Genomic DNA, 17,355 nt, shown 5'->3' on the forward strand with positions numbered 1-17,355 from the left:
ATACTTTGGACTTATCCACTTTATCCACAGAGTTTTAATCACATATCCACAAAAAAGATCGTATTTATACACATCCTCTTCAATTTAAAACAAAATTTTCTAACAATTGTGGATATATAACGTTTTCATGTGAATAAATCGCTTTCATAAAAAATAAAAACCCCTGTATATCCACAGGAGTTTTCATTCATATGAGATTAGCGGCAATCCTGGCTGACCATTCATCGCCATATCGCCTCTTATTCCTTTTTCAAATGCAACGGTTCCAGCAGCAGCGATCATGGCTGCATTGTCTGTGCAAAGGGATAATGGCGGAATAATGACCTTCACGTCTGGCAGATTCGTGAATGCTGATGTTAAAGCTTCTCTTAGTCCTTTATTGGCAGCAACTCCTCCAGCTAGAACAACTTGCTTCGCACCATAGGCTTCAGCTGCTTTCAATGTTTTCCCAACAAGCACTTCAATGACGCTTGCTTGAAAACTTGCTGCCAAATCCTCTGGGGCAATCGTTTCTCCCTTTTGTGACGCATTGTGTAAGGTATTGATCACAGCTGATTTTAAACCACTAAAGCTAAAGTGATAGGATCCTTCTTCAAGCCATGCACGAGGAAGCTTAATTGTCGGTTCCCCTTCATGCGCTAACCGATCAATGTGAGGTCCGCCTGGGTACGGGAGACCCATCGTCCGGGCCACTTTATCGTACGCTTCTCCAGCTGCATCATCTAAAGTTTCTCCGATGACCTCAAAAGATCCATGCTCCTTCATTAAAACAAGCTCAGTATGCCCACCGGAGACAACAAGAGCTAAACATGGAAACTCCAATTCATCAACAAGCTGGTTTGCATAAATATGCCCTGCAATATGATGAACACCGACAAGAGGAATTTGATGGGCAAAGCTCAGTGCCTTTGCTGCATTGACACCAATCAGCAGGGCACCGACGAGGCCAGGTCCTTCTGTGACAGCAATCGCATCTAAATCCTTAAAAGTCATACCCGCCTGTGCCATCACTTCTTCTAATACGATGGTAACTTGCTCCACGTGATGCCTCGAAGCAATTTCGGGTACAACACCGCCAAATCGTTTATGACTGTCTATTTGCGAGGCAACCACATTTGCCACGATTTCTTTTCCATTTTTCACAATGGACGCAGCTGTTTCATCGCAGCTTGTTTCTATACCTAATATAAATCGATCTGTTTGTTCACTCATTTATATTCACCCACATGACTAATGCATCTTCTCCATTATCCGTATAATAATTCTTTCGAATAGAAGCTGGTCTGAAACCGAGCTTTTCATAGAGGGATTGTGCTGGTGTATTCGAAACCCGCACCTCTAAAGAAAGATGATCTGTCTTTTTTTCTTTGCAAAATTCCATGACATATCGAAGCAATGCTTCCCCGTATCCTTTTCCTCTATGCTCAGGGAGAATCGCAATGTTCGTAATTTGTGCATCGTCCATGACAATCCAGACCCCGCAATATCCAACAGGCTGCTTATCTTCTTCAATGAGAAAATAATGGCTGTATTGGTTATGAAGAATCTCATAGACAAACGATTCCTTTTTCCAGGGTGCTGTAAACGAATGCACTTCAATCGTATACACCTCTGGAATGTCTGCTACTGTCATTTGTCGAATCTCTGCTATGTTAAGATTATTTTTGTCCTTCAAGCCATTTCACTTCCGCTTCTGCCAAACGAATATAGTTAGGAACAAGCTGATGGACATCTTCAGCAGGACGATCTGCGCCTAAAAATGCAAGCACTGAAGGTCTTGGGTTATGAAATGTCCCCTCTGCCAGTACAGCCGTTTCTCCTAAAATGGAGCGAATGCTCTCTTCATGAAGGTGCACATCTTGTCCAAGAAATAGAACAGGCTTTCCTGTCTGCTTCAGTTCATGAAGCCAATCCGCGAGCAGGATATTTTGATCTGGTTCGACCTCTTTGATCTTACCTTTTTCAAACGTATATAGTCCGGTATAAACTTGTCCTCTTCTCGCATCAAATAGAGGTGAGATATACCCATCAAAATATTGGCCATTTGCCGCAAGTGTTTCTAAACTCGAAACAGCCGATATCGGGATAGACAGCGTCCACGCAAGTGTTTTTGCTATGGTGACCCCGATTCTGACGCCAGTGTAAGAACCAGGTCCTTTTGCCACAACGATTTTACTTAGTTCGCTTGGTGATACACCACATTCTTTCATCAATGCTTCAACAGTGGGCATCGCTCGGACGGAATGGTTCTTTTTTAAATACGTGATGCTCTCGCCAATTACAGTGAAATTTCTTACAAGAGCAATTCCTAGTGTATGGTTTGATGTATCAATGGCCAATATGGTCAAATTCTTTCATCTCCTTACAAAGGGTCTCATAACGCTCCCCTTTTGCATCAAACGTGAGATGCCGTTCTTCTTCACGTTCTGTTCTCAGCATTTCAATTTTTAAATAGGAAGAAGGCAATTGAGGTTCAATAAGATGTGCCCATTCAACCAAGCATACACCTTCACCCTCAAAATATTCTTCGAGTCCGATCTCTTCCTCCGCATCTTCCATGCGGTACACGTCCATATGATAAAGTGGCAGTCTGCCATCAGTATATTCTTTAATAATTGTAAAGGTAGGGCTGTTGACGATACGGGTAATTCCTAAGCCTTCCGCAAAACCTTTTGAAAAAGTGGTTTTGCCTGCGCCTAAATCTCCTTCTAATGTCAATACATCGCCTGGCATCACAAGTTTGGCCAAAGCAGCGGCAATTCGTTTCGTCTCATCCGCACCTTTTGTCGTCCATGTTAATTTCACCGTTGATGTCACCTCATTTCTTAAAATGATTATATCCTTTTTTCATTAACATTGTTTGTTGATCATTGTCTTTTAACATAACACTGGCTGCTTGATCATCTTTGACTTGTCCAATACGTGTGATCTGAATGCCTTCTTTTTGACATTGCGATTCAAAGCTTTCCCAATCAGATTCTGGTATTGTACCAGTTAAAACAAAGTCTTCTCCCCCAAATAACACCCATTCAAGCCAGTCTTTGCGCAGGATCGGTAAATCTGGATGAATTGGAAGCTTATCAGCTTCTATCTCGATCATCACACAGCTCGCTTCGGCTATCTCATTTAACTCACTCGCTAATCCATCACTCACATCATTCAAGGTGACCCGCGGGAAACTTGAACAAATGTGTCCAGCAGCAATATGAGGCTGAGGCATTTTATGACGCTTAAGAAAAAAATCAGCATCGACCGCCTTAGAAGGGGCTGCTTCGTTCATTAAGATTGATAACCCAGCAGCTGATGAACCGAGTTCACCTGTGACAAAGACGATGTCTCCAGTCTGAGCACTGTGACGATAACAAGCTGTTCCCTTGGAAACCTCACCAATGACTGTCACGGTAATGACAAAGTCACTGCGGGTAGCCACTGTATCTCCACCAATCAAATCCATATGATAGGAGTCAGCCAACGCTTTCATTCCCTCATAAAGGTCCGTAACGATTGTCTCATCACCATGAGGCGGGATCGCAATTGAAACAAGATAATACTTTGGGGTCCCTCCCATTGCAGCGATATCACTAACATTGACTGCCAGTGCCTTAAAGCCAACTTCAAATGGTGTGGAAAAGTCAAAACGAAAATGAACATGCTCCACCATTGTATCAACACAAACGACCTCTTCACAATGTGAATGAGGTTGATAAACACTTGCATCATCACCGATGCCCATGATCAAAGAGCGCTGATATGTATCTTTTGGTGTGATTCGGCGAATAAGATCAAATTCATCCATAAAAAGACAGCCCCTTCTTACAATCAATTGGTTAAGTAGACATGATGTCAAACACAGTTAGTATTAGTGTAGCGAATATAAGTCTCAATTCCAACAAAAATGATATAAAGAAAGCCTGGTATGAAAAAACCAGGCTGAATTGAAATAATCTATCTTTTCTTTCTTATAGTGTAGCCAAACACAAATCATTTCATTGCATCTTGGGTACTTGTAGAAAGAAAAAGACATAAAAAAAAACGAAACTATACGTTTTCGTTTACAAGTCATAAAAATGGCGGTCCGGACGGGACTCGAACCCGCGACCTCCTGCGTGACAGGCAGGCATTCTAACCAACTGAACTACCGGACCATTTTGGTTGCGGGGGCAGGATTTGAACCTGCGACCTTCGGGTTATGAGCCCGACGAGCTACCGAACTGCTCCACCCCGCGACGATATAAATATAACAAGCTTGGCGGCGTCCTACTCTCACAGGGGGAAACCCCCAACTACCATCGGCGCTGAAGAGCTTAACTTCCGTGTTCGGTATGGGAACGGGTGTGACCTCTTCGCTATCGCCACCAAACCTGATGGAGAGAATGTTCTCTCAAAACTAGATAACAATGTTCATGCTTCACATTAGAATATAGGTTAAGTCCTCGATCTATTAGTATCTGTCAGCTCCACGTGTCACCACGCTTCCACCTCAGACCTATCAACCTGATCATCTTTCAGGGATCTTACTTCCTTGCGGAATGGGAAATCTCATCTTGAGGGGGGCTTCATGCTTAGATGCTTTCAGCACTTATCCCGTCCGCACATAGCTACCCAGCGATGCCCTTGGCAGAACAACTGGTACACCAGCGGTGCGTCCATCCCGGTCCTCTCGTACTAAGGACAGCTCCTCTCAAATTTCCTGCGCCCGCGACGGATAGGGACCGAACTGTCTCACGACGTTCTGAACCCAGCTCGCGTACCGCTTTAATGGGCGAACAGCCCAACCCTTGGGACCGACTACAGCCCCAGGATGCGATGAGCCGACATCGAGGTGCCAAACCTCCCCGTCGATGTGGACTCTTGGGGGAGATAAGCCTGTTATCCCCGGGGTAGCTTTTATCCGTTGAGCGATGGCCCTTCCATGCGGAACCACCGGATCACTAAGCCCGACTTTCGTCCCTGCTCGACTTGTAGGTCTCGCAGTCAAGCTCCCTTGTGCCTTTACACTCTGCGAATGATTTCCAACCATTCTGAGGGAACCTTTGGGCGCCTCCGTTACATTTTAGGAGGCGACCGCCCCAGTCAAACTGCCCACCTGACACTGTCTCCCTGCCCGATAAGGGCAGCGGGTTAGAAGGTCAATACAGCCAGGGTAGTATCCCACCGATGCCTCCACCGAAGCTAGCGCTCCGGTTTCCAAGGCTCCTACCTATCCTGTACAAGCTGTACCAACATTCAATATCAGGCTGCAGTAAAGCTCCACGGGGTCTTTCCGTCCTGTCGCGGGTAACCTGCATCTTCACAGGTACTATAATTTCACCGAGTCTCTCGTTGAGACAGTGCCCAGATCGTTGCGCCTTTCGTGCGGGTCGGAACTTACCCGACAAGGAATTTCGCTACCTTAGGACCGTTATAGTTACGGCCGCCGTTTACTGGGGCTTCAATTCGCACCTTCGCTTACGCTAAGCGCTCCTCTTAACCTTCCAGCACCGGGCAGGCGTCAGCCCCTATACTTCGCCTTACGGCTTCGCAGAGACCTGTGTTTTTGCTAAACAGTCGCCTGGGCCTATTCACTGCGGCTTCTCGGGGCTTTAACACCCTAAGAAGCACCCCTTCTCCCGAAGTTACGGGGTCATTTTGCCGAGTTCCTTAACGAGAGTTCTCTCGATCACCTTAGGATTCTCTCCTCGCCTACCTGTGTCGGTTTGCGGTACGGGCACCTCTCACCTCGCTAGAGGCTTTTCTTGGCAGTGTGGAATCAGGAACTTCGCTACTAAATTTCGCTCGCCATCACAGCTCAGCCTTTACGGGAAACGGATTTGCCTATTTCCCAGCCTAACTGCTTGGACGCGGATATCCAATACCGCGCTTACCCTATCCTCCTGCGTCCCCCCATTGCTCAAATGGTGAGGAGGTGGTACAGGAATATCAACCTGTTGTCCATCGCCTACGCCTTTCGGCCTCGGCTTAGGTCCCGACTAACCCTGAGCGGACGAGCCTTCCTCAGGAAACCTTAGGCATTCGGTGGACGGGATTCTCACCCGTCTTTCGCTACTCATACCGGCATTCTCACTTCTAAGCGCTCCACCAGTCCTTCCGGTCTGGCTTCACAGCCCTTAGAACGCTCTCCTACCACTGTTCGTAAGAACAGTCCGCAGCTTCGGTGATACGTTTAGCCCCGGTACATTTTCGGCGCAGAGTCACTCGACCAGTGAGCTATTACGCACTCTTTAAATGGTGGCTGCTTCTAAGCCAACATCCTGGTTGTCTAAGCAACTCCACATCCTTTTCCACTTAACGTATACTTTGGGACCTTAGCTGGCGGTCTGGGCTGTTTCCCTTTCGACTACGGATCTTATCACTCGCAGTCTGACTCCCAAGGATAAGTCATCGGCATTCGGAGTTTGACTGAATTCGGTAACCCGGTAGGGGCCCCTAGTCCAATCAGTGCTCTACCTCCGAGACTCTTACCTTGAGGCTAGCCCTAAAGCTATTTCGGAGAGAACCAGCTATCTCCAGGTTCGATTGGCATTTCACCCCTACCCACACCTCATCCCCGCACTTTTCAACGTGCGTGGGTTCGGGCCTCCATTCAGTGTTACCTGAACTTCACCCTGGACATGGGTAGATCACCTGGTTTCGGGTCTACGACCACGTACTCATGCGCCCTATTCAGACTCGCTTTCGCTGCGGCTCCGCATCTTCTGCTTAACCTTGCACGGGATCGTAACTCGCCGGTTCATTCTACAAAAGGCACGCCATCACCCGTTAACGGGCTCTGACTACTTGTAGGCACACGGTTTCAGGATCTATTTCACTCCCCTTCCGGGGTGCTTTTCACCTTTCCCTCACGGTACTGGTTCACTATCGGTCACTAGGGAGTATTTAGCCTTGGGAGATGGTCCTCCCGGATTCCGACGGAATTTCACGTGTTCCGCCGTACTCAGGATCCACTCTGGAGAGAATGACATTTCAGTTACAGGGCTGTTACCTTCTTTGGCGGGCCTTTCCAGACCTCTTCGCTTATATCATTCCTTTGTAACTCCGTATAGAGTGTCCTACAACCCCAAGAGGCAAGCCTCTTGGTTTGGGCTGTTCCCGTTTCGCTCGCCGCTACTCAGGGAATCGCATTTGCTTTCTCTTCCTCCGGGTACTTAGATGTTTCAGTTCCCCGGGTATGCCTTCTCATACTCTATGTATTCAAGTATGGATACTACTCCATTACGAGCAGTGGGTTTCCCCATTCGGAAATCTCCGGATCAAAGCTTGCTTACAGCTCCCCGAAGCATATCGGTGTTCGTCCCGTCCTTCATCGGCTCCTAGTGCCAAGGCATCCACCGTGCGCCCTTTCTAACTTAACCATTTCTTACTTTAGAAAGAATCACTATGTGTGATGAACTTTGCATTGCATTCAATGTGAATGTATTACTTATTGTTATCTAGTTTTCAAAGAACAATCCTGTCTCGCTAGAGACATGTTTTGAAGGAATGATCCTTCAAAACTAAACAAGACGAAAACGTACGCTGCTCCATATATCCTTAGAAAGGAGGTGATCCAGCCGCACCTTCCGATACGGCTACCTTGTTACGACTTCACCCCAATCATCTGCCCCACCTTCGGCGGCTGGCTCCATAAAGGTTACCTCACCGACTTCGGGTGTTGCAAACTCTCGTGGTGTGACGGGCGGTGTGTACAAGGCCCGGGAACGTATTCACCGCGGCATGCTGATCCGCGATTACTAGCGATTCCAGCTTCACGCAGTCGAGTTGCAGACTGCGATCCGAACTGAGAACAGATTTATGGGATTGGCTAAACCTTGCGGTCTTGCAGCCCTTTGTTCTGTCCATTGTAGCACGTGTGTAGCCCAGGTCATAAGGGGCATGATGATTTGACGTCATCCCCACCTTCCTCCGGTTTGTCACCGGCAGTCACCTTAGAGTGCCCAACTGAATGCTGGCAACTAAGATCAAGGGTTGCGCTCGTTGCGGGACTTAACCCAACATCTCACGACACGAGCTGACGACAACCATGCACCACCTGTCACTCTGTCCCCGAAGGGAAAGCCCTATCTCTAGGGTTGTCAGAGGATGTCAAGACCTGGTAAGGTTCTTCGCGTTGCTTCGAATTAAACCACATGCTCCACCGCTTGTGCGGGCCCCCGTCAATTCCTTTGAGTTTCAGTCTTGCGACCGTACTCCCCAGGCGGAGTGCTTAATGCGTTAGCTGCAGCACTAAGGGGCGGAAACCCCCTAACACTTAGCACTCATCGTTTACGGCGTGGACTACCAGGGTATCTAATCCTGTTCGCTCCCCACGCTTTCGCTCCTCAGCGTCAGTTACAGACCAGAGAGTCGCCTTCGCCACTGGTGTTCCTCCACATCTCTACGCATTTCACCGCTACACGTGGAATTCCACTCTCCTCTTCTGCACTCAAGTTTCCCAGTTTCCAATGACCCTCCCCGGTTGAGCCGGGGGCTTTCACATCAGACTTAAGAAACCGCCTGCGAGCCCTTTACGCCCAATAATTCCGGACAACGCTTGCCACCTACGTATTACCGCGGCTGCTGGCACGTAGTTAGCCGTGGCTTTCTGGTTAGGTACCGTCAAGGTGCGAGCAGTTACTCTCGCACTTGTTCTTCCCTAACAACAGAGCTTTACGATCCGAAAACCTTCATCACTCACGCGGCGTTGCTCCGTCAGACTTTCGTCCATTGCGGAAGATTCCCTACTGCTGCCTCCCGTAGGAGTCTGGGCCGTGTCTCAGTCCCAGTGTGGCCGATCACCCTCTCAGGTCGGCTACGCATCGTCGCCTTGGTGAGCCATTACCCCACCAACTAGCTAATGCGCCGCGGGTCCATCTGTAAGTGACAGCCGAAACCGTCTTTCATCCTTGAACCATGCGGTTCAAGGAACTATCCGGTATTAGCTCCGGTTTCCCGGAGTTATCCCAGTCTTACAGGCAGGTTACCCACGTGTTACTCACCCGTCCGCCGCTAACATCCGGGAGCAAGCTCCCTTCTGTCCGCTCGACTTGCATGTATTAGGCACGCCGCCAGCGTTCGTCCTGAGCCAGGATCAAACTCTCCGAAAAAGTACAAAACCGAAGTTTTGTTTTTCGTCAGCGTTTGACTGACTACCTATGAAGTATCATAGGATTTTTTTATAAAAACTCGAATTAACAGGTACGTTTTGTCTTGTTTAGTTTTCAAAGATCATGTTCAAAAATGGAGCGGGTGATGAGAATCGAACTCACGACATCAGCTTGGAAGGCTGAGGTTTTACCACTAAACTACACCCGCGTGATTTGTATTGGCGCGCCCGAGAGGAGTCGAACCCCTAACCTTTTGATCCGTAGTCAAACGCTCTATCCAATTGAGCTACGGGCGCTTAATCAGGCGACTTAATTATCTTAACATATCGTTTTTCTTAAGTCAACATCTTTTTAAAATTTGTTTGCCGCATGTGTGTGAACGTCTGTGTTTCAAATACGTCATCAGCGACGAATAAAAATATACCACGGATCATACAAAAGGGTCAATACATTTTTCTAAAAAAGTTTCATGTTTTTTTAAAATGATTTTTTCTTAGATAAATAGACATGTAATAGCCCTATTTTCTTCTCTTTCTTCATAATTCCAATGATTCTTAAATAAAATCTTTCTAAATACAAAGGAGGACAAAACATGGCCACATAGAATTTTTATTTATTGGAAAATTCTTAATATTTTTCCATGCATTTAAAGGAGGTAGGAGATGATGAAAAAGTTCGTCGCTTTTCAAATCATGATCGCTTTGGTGATAGGAGCTCTTATCGGCCATTTCTTCCCCGACTTCGGAATGGCACTGCGGCCAATTGGAGATGGATTCATCAGGCTGATTAAAATGATCGTTGTTCCAATCGTTTTCTCTACCATTGTTATTGGTGCAGCCGGCAGCGGCGGCATGAAGAAAATGGGCAGCCTTGGATTAAAGACGATCATTTGGTTTGAGGTCATCACAACCATCGTTCTTGGGATCGGGCTATTATTGGCAAATGGGCTAAAGCCTGGCGTTGGCCTCGATTTCTCTAAATTAGCTAAGAAAGATATTGGGGAATTAGATGGTTATACGGAGAAAGTCGTTGACTTTAAACAAATGGTATTAGATATCATTCCAACCAATATCGTCGATGTTATGGCTCAGAATGATTTACTTGCTGTCATTTTCTTCGCCATCTTATTTGGTGTAGCAGCAAGCGGCATCGGTAAAGCTTCTGCTCCTGTTCTCACCTTCTTTGAATCAGTGGCACAAATCATGTTTAAGCTCACACAGATGGTGATGGTAACAGCACCTATTGGGGTTCTTGCATTAATGGCTGCTTCTGTCGGCCAATATGGCATTGTTTTATTAATCCCAATGATGAAGCTTGTCGGGACTGTATTTTTAGGATTATTCATTATTCTCTTTGCTTTATTCCCTCTGGTCGCACTGATCTTCCGTTTTAACTACTTCGAAGTATTAAAAATGATTTGGGATTTGTTCCTTGTTGCCTTCTCTACTACGAGCACTGAAACTGTCCTTCCTCAATTGATGGAACGAATGGAGAAATACGGGTGTCCAAAAAGAATCGTTTCCTTCGTGATTCCATCTGGTCTTTCTCTCAATTGCGATGGATCAAGTTTATATTTATCGGTTGCCTGTGTCTTCCTTGCACAAGCGTTTGGTGTCGACATGAGTCTGTCACAGCAGCTTTTGATGATGCTTGTTCTTGTGTTAACGAGTAAAGGTATTGCAGCTGTGCCATCCGGTTCACTCGTTGTTCTTTTGGCTACCGCTCATGCAGTCGGTCTTCCCGCAGAAGGCGTTGCCATCATAGCCGGTGTTGACCGAATTATGGATATGGCACGAACTGGCGTGAATGTTCCAGGGCATGCCGTTGCATGTATTGTCGTATCTAAATGGGAAAAAGTATTCCGTGAGTCAGCATGGGAAGTTCCTAAAGCAGGTGAAGAAACAAAAGGGATGTAATGTTATATGAAGGAAAGGGCGACCCCTTTCCTTTTTTATGCTAAAAATGTTTGCTTTAGTACGGCTTTTCCTTGAGGCTGCAGCTGTACTTCTGCATATGCCCCATTAATCAGCGTCATTTGCGGCGGGACATGCCCACAATCTATATCGTAAAAAATGGGGATTTGTAGTTCCTTTTGTAATTCTTCATATACATCCTGATACTGATACCCTTCAACAGGCACATCTACTGCACTTCGCCCAAACATCATACCTGAACAGTGATCAAACCACCCTGCTAGTTTTAATTGAACAAGCGATCTCTTCACGCTTGCAGCATTTAATGCGCAGTTTTCGAAATACCAGAGAATTGGTTCGCCTTTTATGAATGTTTCCTGAAAAGCTTTGACGTCTCCAAAAGGTGTCCCTGCTAAGTGACGTATAATATCAATGCAGCCACCCAGCAGTCTGCCCTTTACCATCTTTTCTTGTTGATCAACCGTATGCCAAGCGGTAGGTTCTGTTAAATGAAAGACATGTTTACTCGGGTTGTCATGCTGCCATTCCTTTTGATACATAGATGAAGAAAACTGGGTTATCTCCGTCTCCCCTTTTGCGGAAAGTGTTCGCTCCCACATGGCAGTCGTTTGATCCAGCTCTTCTCCTCTTAGATCGACTAAGTTCGGTCCATGCGCTGTGGCAATGCCAGTTTTTAATGTGAGCGCCAGCAGGAGTGCACTCGTATCTGAGTAACCTAAAATCCACTTTTTTTGCATGGATGAGAAATCAAGGTGCTCTAACACTTCCATAAGCAGCTGTCCTCCCCATGGCGGGATGATGTGGTCAATCTCATCACATGTCATCATGTACTGAAGTTCGTTTGCTCGTTCTATCGCAGGGGCAGATTTTGCCTTTTCCTGCTGCCAGACCGTCTCTCCACATATGACATCATAGCCTCTATTTTTCATTCGTTCACATGAAAGCTGAAACATGTCATGCAAAGTTGGCTGTACACCTGAGGAAGGTGCTGTGACGCCAATTGTTTGTCCTTTTTGCAAATGCGGAAATTGTATCATTCTGCTTCCCTCCAATCTCTATCTCTCTTAACCTATCCATTTTAAAGAAAATGCCCCTTTTATAAGGGACATCTCTTCTTATTCCTTTTGACGCAGTACAGTATAGACTCCTGCAAAGATACATAGAATCCCAATGAATGAGCGTATTCCCATCTCTTCACCTAAAAGCAGCCAGCCAAGAGCTGCCCCTACGATCGGTTGAAAGAAAAAGAACAGACCGCCGCTCGAGGCATCCATCAATTGAAGCCCTCTATTCCACAAAAAGAATGCTAGAGCTGTTGAGATGATGCCTAGATAGAGAATACCGCCCCAAATCTCTGGCCTTGCCATCTGCTCCACATCTAGATGAGGTAAACGAAATAAAGCAGGTGGTGTTAAGACAATGAATGCAATGATGATCGCATATGTGGTCGTCACGACTTGAGGGTACTTTCCTGGAACCCGTTTAAGCAAAACAGACATAAGCGCCCATGTAAAAGCAGCGATGACAAGTGAGAGACCGCCAACAAATTCATCTGAGTGCACTGCGACTGGTCCAATCATGAGCCATACACCTGCTGTAGCAAGTAGGATGGATGCGCATTTTCGAACAGTCATGGCTTCTTTTAATAGAAAGAAAGCAAACAGCACCATAAAAGCAGGGGTCGCAGATGTGATAACAGCCCCCATTTGTGCCGACGTATACATGGTGCCGATTTCTTGGGTCACAATTGATAGGAAATTTCCGATCAATCCGATCATGACAACAAGCGGGATATCTTTTTTATCTAATCGAAAGGAATAGCCCAACCGCCAAATGGTGCACACCAGCACGATTCCTGCTATAGCATATCTCATCCATACAAGCTCAAGCGGTGGAACCACCGCTACTGTTACTTTGACAACAACGTACATGCCGCCCCAAATACTTGCAGCGATTGCTAGGTAAAGGGCGCCTATATATTTTTCATTCATCTTTTCCCCTCCGTTACTGGATATATTGATCGCCATATCCACAAACGGAGATCACTCTCCGTTATGGACGGAGGGTGTTTGGTACATCATGTTCAAATAAAGGCTTCCATTGCATTGTCGTCACCTCATTTGTTTTTATTTTCAGATTACTTTATAACAAATCCTGGTTGACTTCAATCCTTTTTTGTCACCATCTTTCTTCATATAATAGAAGATAAACGGGTATTGACATGCTGAATTCGTTTTCATATAGTAAGTAAAACTATAGGTGGTCGCGCAAAAAAGGAGTAGAGGTCGTTGGATATTGAAGCTAGAAGACATATTCCCAACACGGAACATACACCATTTCTCGAGGGAATAAAAGATTGTGTGCCAACACTGCTTGGTTATATGAGTATTGGGTTTGCCTTTGGAATAGTTGGAATTAGCGCACAGTTGAGCTTATGGGACATTGCGCTTCTATCAATCTTTATTTACGCAGGTGCTTCACAGTTTATTATCTGTGCACTGCTTGTTACGGGTAGTCCCCTTTCCGCTATTATTTTCACCACATTTATTGTGAATCTGCGTCATTTATTGCTCAGCCTGACGCTTGCTCCTCATTTTACACGCTACTCTGTGAAACAAAATATTGGGTTCGGTCTTTTGCTGACTGATGAATCCTTCGGTGTAGCGATGAATAAATTAGCGCAGCAAGGAAAGCTGAATAACAGGTGGATGCACGGATTGAACATAACAGCGTATTTATGCTGGATTGCTGCCTGTGTACTTGGCGGCATTTTTGGACACTGGATCTCAAATCCTGAAGCACTTGGTCTTGATTTTGCTTTATCAGCGATGTTTGCTGCACTGCTAGTCCTTTCGTTACAGACAGTACCTAAAAATAAGTTAACTCATCGCCTGTCGCTTGTTTTATATATGGTCGTTGCAATGTTTGTTTTGCTTCATTTTGTTCCATCACATGTGGCTGTTCTCATAGCAACTGTACTTGTCGCAACCATTGGGGTGGTGACAGATAAATGATTAGCAGCTTTATGTTATGGCTCATTGTTGGTTGTATGATCGTCACCGTCATTCCAAGGGTTATACCCTTTATATTTGTACGGAGTATTGAGCTGCCTGAAGTGGTGCTGAAATGGTTATCGTTTATTCCTATTTGTATCTTTACAGCTTTGATTGCAGAGCATCTCTTCATCCATACAACAACAGGCACAGGCGTCACTATCCATTGGATGTATCTTGCTGTCTTGACTCCTACTGTACTCATTGCTGTTTGGACAAAAAGCTTGTCACTTACTGTTCTTGTCGGCGTCATGCTGATGGGCACTGCTAGATGGTTTTTCTAAAAGAAAAAGCTTAACCGTATGTGGTTAAGCTTTGTTCATTTTACGATTCCGTATACAAATCCATCATAACCTTTTTCACCAACAGTTTGAATCGCTGTTGCCTCTATTCTCGGCTCTCGTTTGAGTAAATCGAAAAATTCACGAGTTCCTTGTACTCGTTCATCCTCATCAGAGTCATGAAGGACGGCTCCATTTCTGACGACATTGTCTGCAATAATGACTGTGCCCTTTTTCGAGAAATCTAACGCCCACTTCAGATATTTCGGATTGTTCGGTTTATCTGCATCAATGAAAATGAAATCGAATGGAAGCGCAGCCTTCTCTTTTAATTGAGATAACGTATCTAATGCCTTTCCTTCCAAAATGCTCACCCGTTCTGATAAGCCAGCTCTGCTGATGTTTTGCTGTGCGATCTGTACATGGTGGCTGACAGCCTCTAGTGTGATGAGTTCTCCATCCTCTTCGAGAGCACGCGCCAGCCAAATGGTACTGTATCCACCGAGTGTCCCGATTTCTAAAATGCGCTTTGCATTCTTCGTTTTTGCTAATAAATAAAGCAATTTTCCTTGGGCTGGCGACACATCAATTTCTGGCAGACCCGCTTGCTTATTATGAGTAAGAGCTTGCTCCAATACATCATCTTTAGGGATCAACTTGTCTGTGATATACTCGTCAACTTTTCCCCACACTTGCTCCATTTCATCCATCTCCCTTGATTATGTCTTCTCACTTAAGTCTACATGATGATCGTGAGAGCGTATAATCAATTCTTTTCACACATCTATTCATTTTTTTGATGAAAGACATGTGGTGATGATACATGAAGCAACGCACTGGTTTCGGTTCTACTGGTTCAGCTTATTTTTGACATCCCCTTTTTTATCTTGAAGCTTTCCTTTTGCTTGATCCTTTTTCCCTTCTGCTTTCAGGTTTTGATGATCGGTTGCTTCACCAAGCTTTTCTTTGACTTGACCTTTGACTTGATTTGTTTTTCCTTTTGCTTTATCCATATGTCCTTTTTCTTTACTCATTTGTTCCACCTCCACGTTTGATACTATGCATTTAGCCTTTTTGAAAGATACAAAACATCTGAGTGTGCGATGTACATGTTTCAGGTATGATAGACATATTAGAAAGAAGGGTTGGTGTTCTATTTCATGATCATCTCTGAAAAAATATTCACAGTTCGTGGGTTGACCTATCATATTCGGTCCGCTTCAGCGGCCGATGCCAAACAGTTATCAGCTCTCAGACTGAAAATCGATGGTGAAACAGAATATTTAGACCGTGAACCAGGCGAAGCCTTTCTTCATGAAAAAGATTTTGAGGTGTTGATCCAAGAGGATACCAAGCAAAGCCGGCATTTATTTTTGGTCGCTGCTATTGAAGGAGAGGTTGTCGGTTTTTCAAGATGCGAGGGCCATTCACTCAAGCGCTCTGCTCACAAAGTGACATTTGGCGTCGCCATACAAAAGGATGCTTGGGGCTACCACATCGGGAAAGAGCTTTTAGCCGCTTCAATCGACTGGGCAGATCAGCAGGGTATTCAGAAGATGTCACTTCAAGTGCTGGAAACCAACCAAAAAGCCATTCGATTATATGAGAACCACGGCTTTCTGATTGAAGGTGTATTAAAAAACGATAAACAGCTGAGTGACGGATTATATTATGATACTGTTGTGATGGGCAGACAGCGGCCAAGCTCCTGACTACTTACATCACATAGCCCCATATCATTGAAATCGCACTGTATATCAGAAGCAGCCCCATCACATACTGGAACGGTTTTTCGTAAGCAGTCAAAAAACGCTTATACAAAGAGCCAAATAAGCTCCAGCTGAATGTACCGAGAAAGCCAATGAGTGCGAGAATCAGCGTCCATATGACATACTGCATATTAGATTGTCCATATGGCAAAACAAATGTTGAAATTACAGTCAATCCATACAAGATCGCTTTTGGGTTGATAAATTGCAGCAGCATACCAGGGATAAAATAATTGTAGCGATCAAGTGTTTCGTCATCCCCGCCTTTACTTTTTATGATTTTGACCGCTAAATAAATCATGTATGCAGCTCCGATGAACGCCATGACCCAGCCTATTTTCGGCATCACTTGATAAAGAATAAGATTAAAGAAACAGCTCAAACACAAAATAACGAGAAATCCGATACCAACTCCTAAACAAAATCGAAATGTTTGCTTGACCCCATATTTATTCGTAAAGACCATGGCCATGATGTTGTTTGGCCCTGGGGTAAAGCTGCTAACAAAAGCATAGATCAACATAGATACAATCAAGATGCCGCCTCCCTTATACGTTATATAGACTTTAATTACTTTATTACGTAATATGCGTTTTATTGTAACGTTTGATCTTTATAAAGTAAATAGAGAAAGGAGTTTTTTTCATGGAAGACGTACAATCCATTATTTCGAAAAATGTGAGACTTCTTAGAGATCAAAAAAAATTAAGCCTCGAAAAGATGGCAGAATTAACTGGTGTCAGCAAGACCATGATTGGACAAATTGAAAGAGGAGAATCAACCCCTACCATCACGACTTTGTGGAAAATCGCCAACGGATTAAAAGTATCTTTTAGTGAACTCATTCACGCACCGCAGCCTGAAATCAAGGTAGTACGTAAGGAGGATGCGCAGGTTTTAACTGAGGACGACGGCCGATATCGTGTGTACACGACTTTCCCTTTCGATGACCGGGGGAAATTTGAAATGTACCGAGTGGAAATTGATCGAGGCGGGTCGCTGCGTGCGAGTGAACACATTGGAGGAACAGAGGAATTGATCACTGTTTTTGAGGGAGTCCTTGATTTATCCATTGGTGATGAACAATACACCTTAAAAGCCGGAGACTCTATTCGTTTTAAAGCGGACCGGACGCACACGTATAAACAAACCGGAGAACAAATGGTCCGGATGCAAATGATTCTTTATTATCCACATGAAAAAAGCTGACAGGCTTGTCCACCTGTCAGCTTTTT

General features: G+C 45.1%; 15 protein-coding genes, 4 tRNA genes and 3 rRNA genes. 5 read left to right on the plus strand and 17 right to left on the minus strand.

What is annotated here, in order from left to right; genetic code table 11:
- Positions 1-183: 183 nt before the first annotated feature.
- The 12 genes from tsaD to MHI60_RS04500 all read right to left on the minus strand — a co-directional run bounded on the left by tsaD (position 184) and on the right by MHI60_RS04500 (position 9,379).
- Positions 184-1,212, minus strand: coding sequence for a tRNA (adenosine(37)-N6)-threonylcarbamoyltransferase complex transferase subunit TsaD (gene tsaD, locus MHI60_RS04445; RefSeq protein ID WP_144485884.1), 1,029 nt, complete (start codon positions 1,210-1,212; stop codon positions 184-186).
- Positions 1,205-1,633, minus strand: coding sequence for a ribosomal protein S18-alanine N-acetyltransferase (gene rimI / locus MHI60_RS04450; protein ID WP_024424460.1), 429 nt, complete (start codon positions 1,631-1,633; stop codon positions 1,205-1,207). Before rimI ends, tsaD begins: the two co-directional genes overlap by 8 nt.
- Positions 1,634-1,658: 25 nt before the next feature.
- Positions 1,659-2,348 carry a tRNA (adenosine(37)-N6)-threonylcarbamoyltransferase complex dimerization subunit type 1 TsaB gene (gene tsaB / locus MHI60_RS04455; RefSeq protein WP_144485886.1) on the minus strand — a complete coding sequence of 230 codons (690 nt, stop codon included), beginning with the start codon at positions 2,346-2,348 and terminating at the stop codon, positions 1,659-1,661.
- Positions 2,329-2,760 carry a tRNA (adenosine(37)-N6)-threonylcarbamoyltransferase complex ATPase subunit type 1 TsaE gene (gene tsaE, locus MHI60_RS04460; protein WP_240193836.1) on the minus strand — a complete coding sequence of 144 codons (432 nt, stop codon included), beginning with the start codon at positions 2,758-2,760 and terminating at the stop codon, positions 2,329-2,331. The genes tsaB and tsaE overlap by 20 nt, the downstream gene beginning before the upstream one ends.
- 58 nt (positions 2,761-2,818) lie before the next feature.
- On the minus strand, positions 2,819-3,796 hold the full coding sequence (gene thiL / locus MHI60_RS04465) for a thiamine-phosphate kinase (protein ID WP_144485890.1): 978 nt from the start codon (positions 3,794-3,796) through the stop codon (positions 2,819-2,821).
- A gap of 272 nt (positions 3,797-4,068) precedes the next feature.
- Positions 4,069-4,145, minus strand: a tRNA-Asp gene (locus MHI60_RS04470).
- Between the two features lie 4 nt (positions 4,146-4,149).
- Positions 4,150-4,226: transfer RNA gene (locus tag MHI60_RS04475), tRNA-Met, on the minus strand.
- 18 nt (positions 4,227-4,244) lie between these two features.
- Positions 4,245-4,360, minus strand: a 5S ribosomal RNA gene (gene rrf, locus MHI60_RS04480).
- A gap of 61 nt (positions 4,361-4,421) precedes the next feature.
- A 23S ribosomal RNA gene (locus tag MHI60_RS04485) occupies positions 4,422-7,352 on the minus strand.
- A 182-nt stretch (positions 7,353-7,534) separates the two neighbouring features.
- Positions 7,535-9,083 (minus strand): 16S ribosomal RNA (locus MHI60_RS04490).
- The 16S, 23S and 5S rRNA genes sit together here with 4 tRNA genes alongside, the layout of an rRNA operon.
- Positions 9,084-9,217: 134 nt before the next feature.
- Positions 9,218-9,291, minus strand: a tRNA-Gly gene (locus MHI60_RS04495).
- A gap of 11 nt (positions 9,292-9,302) precedes the next feature.
- Positions 9,303-9,379, minus strand: a tRNA-Arg gene (locus tag MHI60_RS04500).
- Positions 9,380-9,748: 369 nt separating this feature from the next.
- Between MHI60_RS04500 and gltP the strand changes: the two genes are divergently transcribed.
- Positions 9,749-10,999 (plus strand): glutamate-aspartate/proton symporter GltP, encoded by a 1,251-nt coding sequence (gene gltP, locus MHI60_RS04505; RefSeq protein ID WP_095407852.1) that lies wholly within the window; start codon positions 9,749-9,751, stop codon positions 10,997-10,999.
- Positions 11,000-11,034: 35 nt separating this feature from the next.
- On the opposite strand, the gene MHI60_RS04510 is transcribed toward gltP, so the two are convergent.
- A complete protein-coding gene (locus MHI60_RS04510; protein WP_095407848.1) occupies positions 11,035-12,054 on the minus strand; it encodes a S66 peptidase family protein in 1,020 nt (339 codons plus the stop codon).
- Positions 12,055-12,132: 78 nt separating this feature from the next.
- The gene (locus MHI60_RS04515; RefSeq protein WP_095407847.1) at positions 12,133-13,008 is read right to left on the minus strand and encodes an EamA family transporter; all 876 of its coding nucleotides are present in this window, start codon (positions 13,006-13,008) and stop codon (positions 12,133-12,135) included.
- 297 nt (positions 13,009-13,305) lie between these two features.
- Between MHI60_RS04515 and MHI60_RS04520 the strand changes: the two genes are divergently transcribed.
- The gene (locus MHI60_RS04520; RefSeq protein ID WP_144486205.1) at positions 13,306-14,031 is read left to right on the plus strand and encodes an AzlC family ABC transporter permease; all 726 of its coding nucleotides are present in this window, start codon (positions 13,306-13,308) and stop codon (positions 14,029-14,031) included.
- The gene (locus tag MHI60_RS04525) at positions 14,028-14,354 is read left to right on the plus strand and encodes an AzlD domain-containing protein (protein WP_144486203.1); all 327 of its coding nucleotides are present in this window, start codon (positions 14,028-14,030) and stop codon (positions 14,352-14,354) included. Before MHI60_RS04520 ends, MHI60_RS04525 begins: the two co-directional genes overlap by 4 nt.
- 35 nt (positions 14,355-14,389) lie before the next feature.
- On the opposite strand, the gene MHI60_RS04530 is transcribed toward MHI60_RS04525, so the two are convergent.
- A complete protein-coding gene (locus tag MHI60_RS04530; RefSeq protein WP_095407844.1) occupies positions 14,390-15,052 on the minus strand; it encodes an O-methyltransferase in 663 nt (220 codons plus the stop codon).
- A gap of 147 nt (positions 15,053-15,199) precedes the next feature.
- Positions 15,200-15,385: a CsbD family protein gene (locus MHI60_RS04535; RefSeq protein WP_024425431.1), complete on the minus strand. Its 186-nt coding sequence runs from the start codon at positions 15,383-15,385 to the stop codon at positions 15,200-15,202.
- Positions 15,386-15,511: 126 nt separating this feature from the next.
- On the opposite strand from MHI60_RS04535, the gene MHI60_RS04540 reads away from it, so the two are divergent.
- Positions 15,512-16,063 (plus strand): GNAT family N-acetyltransferase, encoded by a 552-nt coding sequence (locus MHI60_RS04540; RefSeq protein WP_144486201.1) that lies wholly within the window; start codon positions 15,512-15,514, stop codon positions 16,061-16,063.
- A 4-nt stretch (positions 16,064-16,067) separates the two neighbouring features.
- Here MHI60_RS04540 and MHI60_RS04545 read toward each other — a convergent pair whose 3' ends face one another.
- Positions 16,068-16,655 (minus strand): LysE family transporter, encoded by a 588-nt coding sequence (locus MHI60_RS04545; RefSeq protein WP_144486198.1) that lies wholly within the window; start codon positions 16,653-16,655, stop codon positions 16,068-16,070.
- Between the two features lie 110 nt (positions 16,656-16,765).
- Between MHI60_RS04545 and MHI60_RS04550 the strand changes: the two genes are divergently transcribed.
- Positions 16,766-17,329 (plus strand): XRE family transcriptional regulator, encoded by a 564-nt coding sequence (locus MHI60_RS04550; protein WP_095407841.1) that lies wholly within the window; start codon positions 16,766-16,768, stop codon positions 17,327-17,329.
- Positions 17,330-17,355 lie beyond the last annotated feature (26 nt).

Source organism: Bacillus sp. FSL K6-3200, from assembly GCF_038630485.1.
GTDB lineage: Bacteria > Bacillota > Bacilli > Bacillales > Bacillaceae > Bacillus > Bacillus safensis.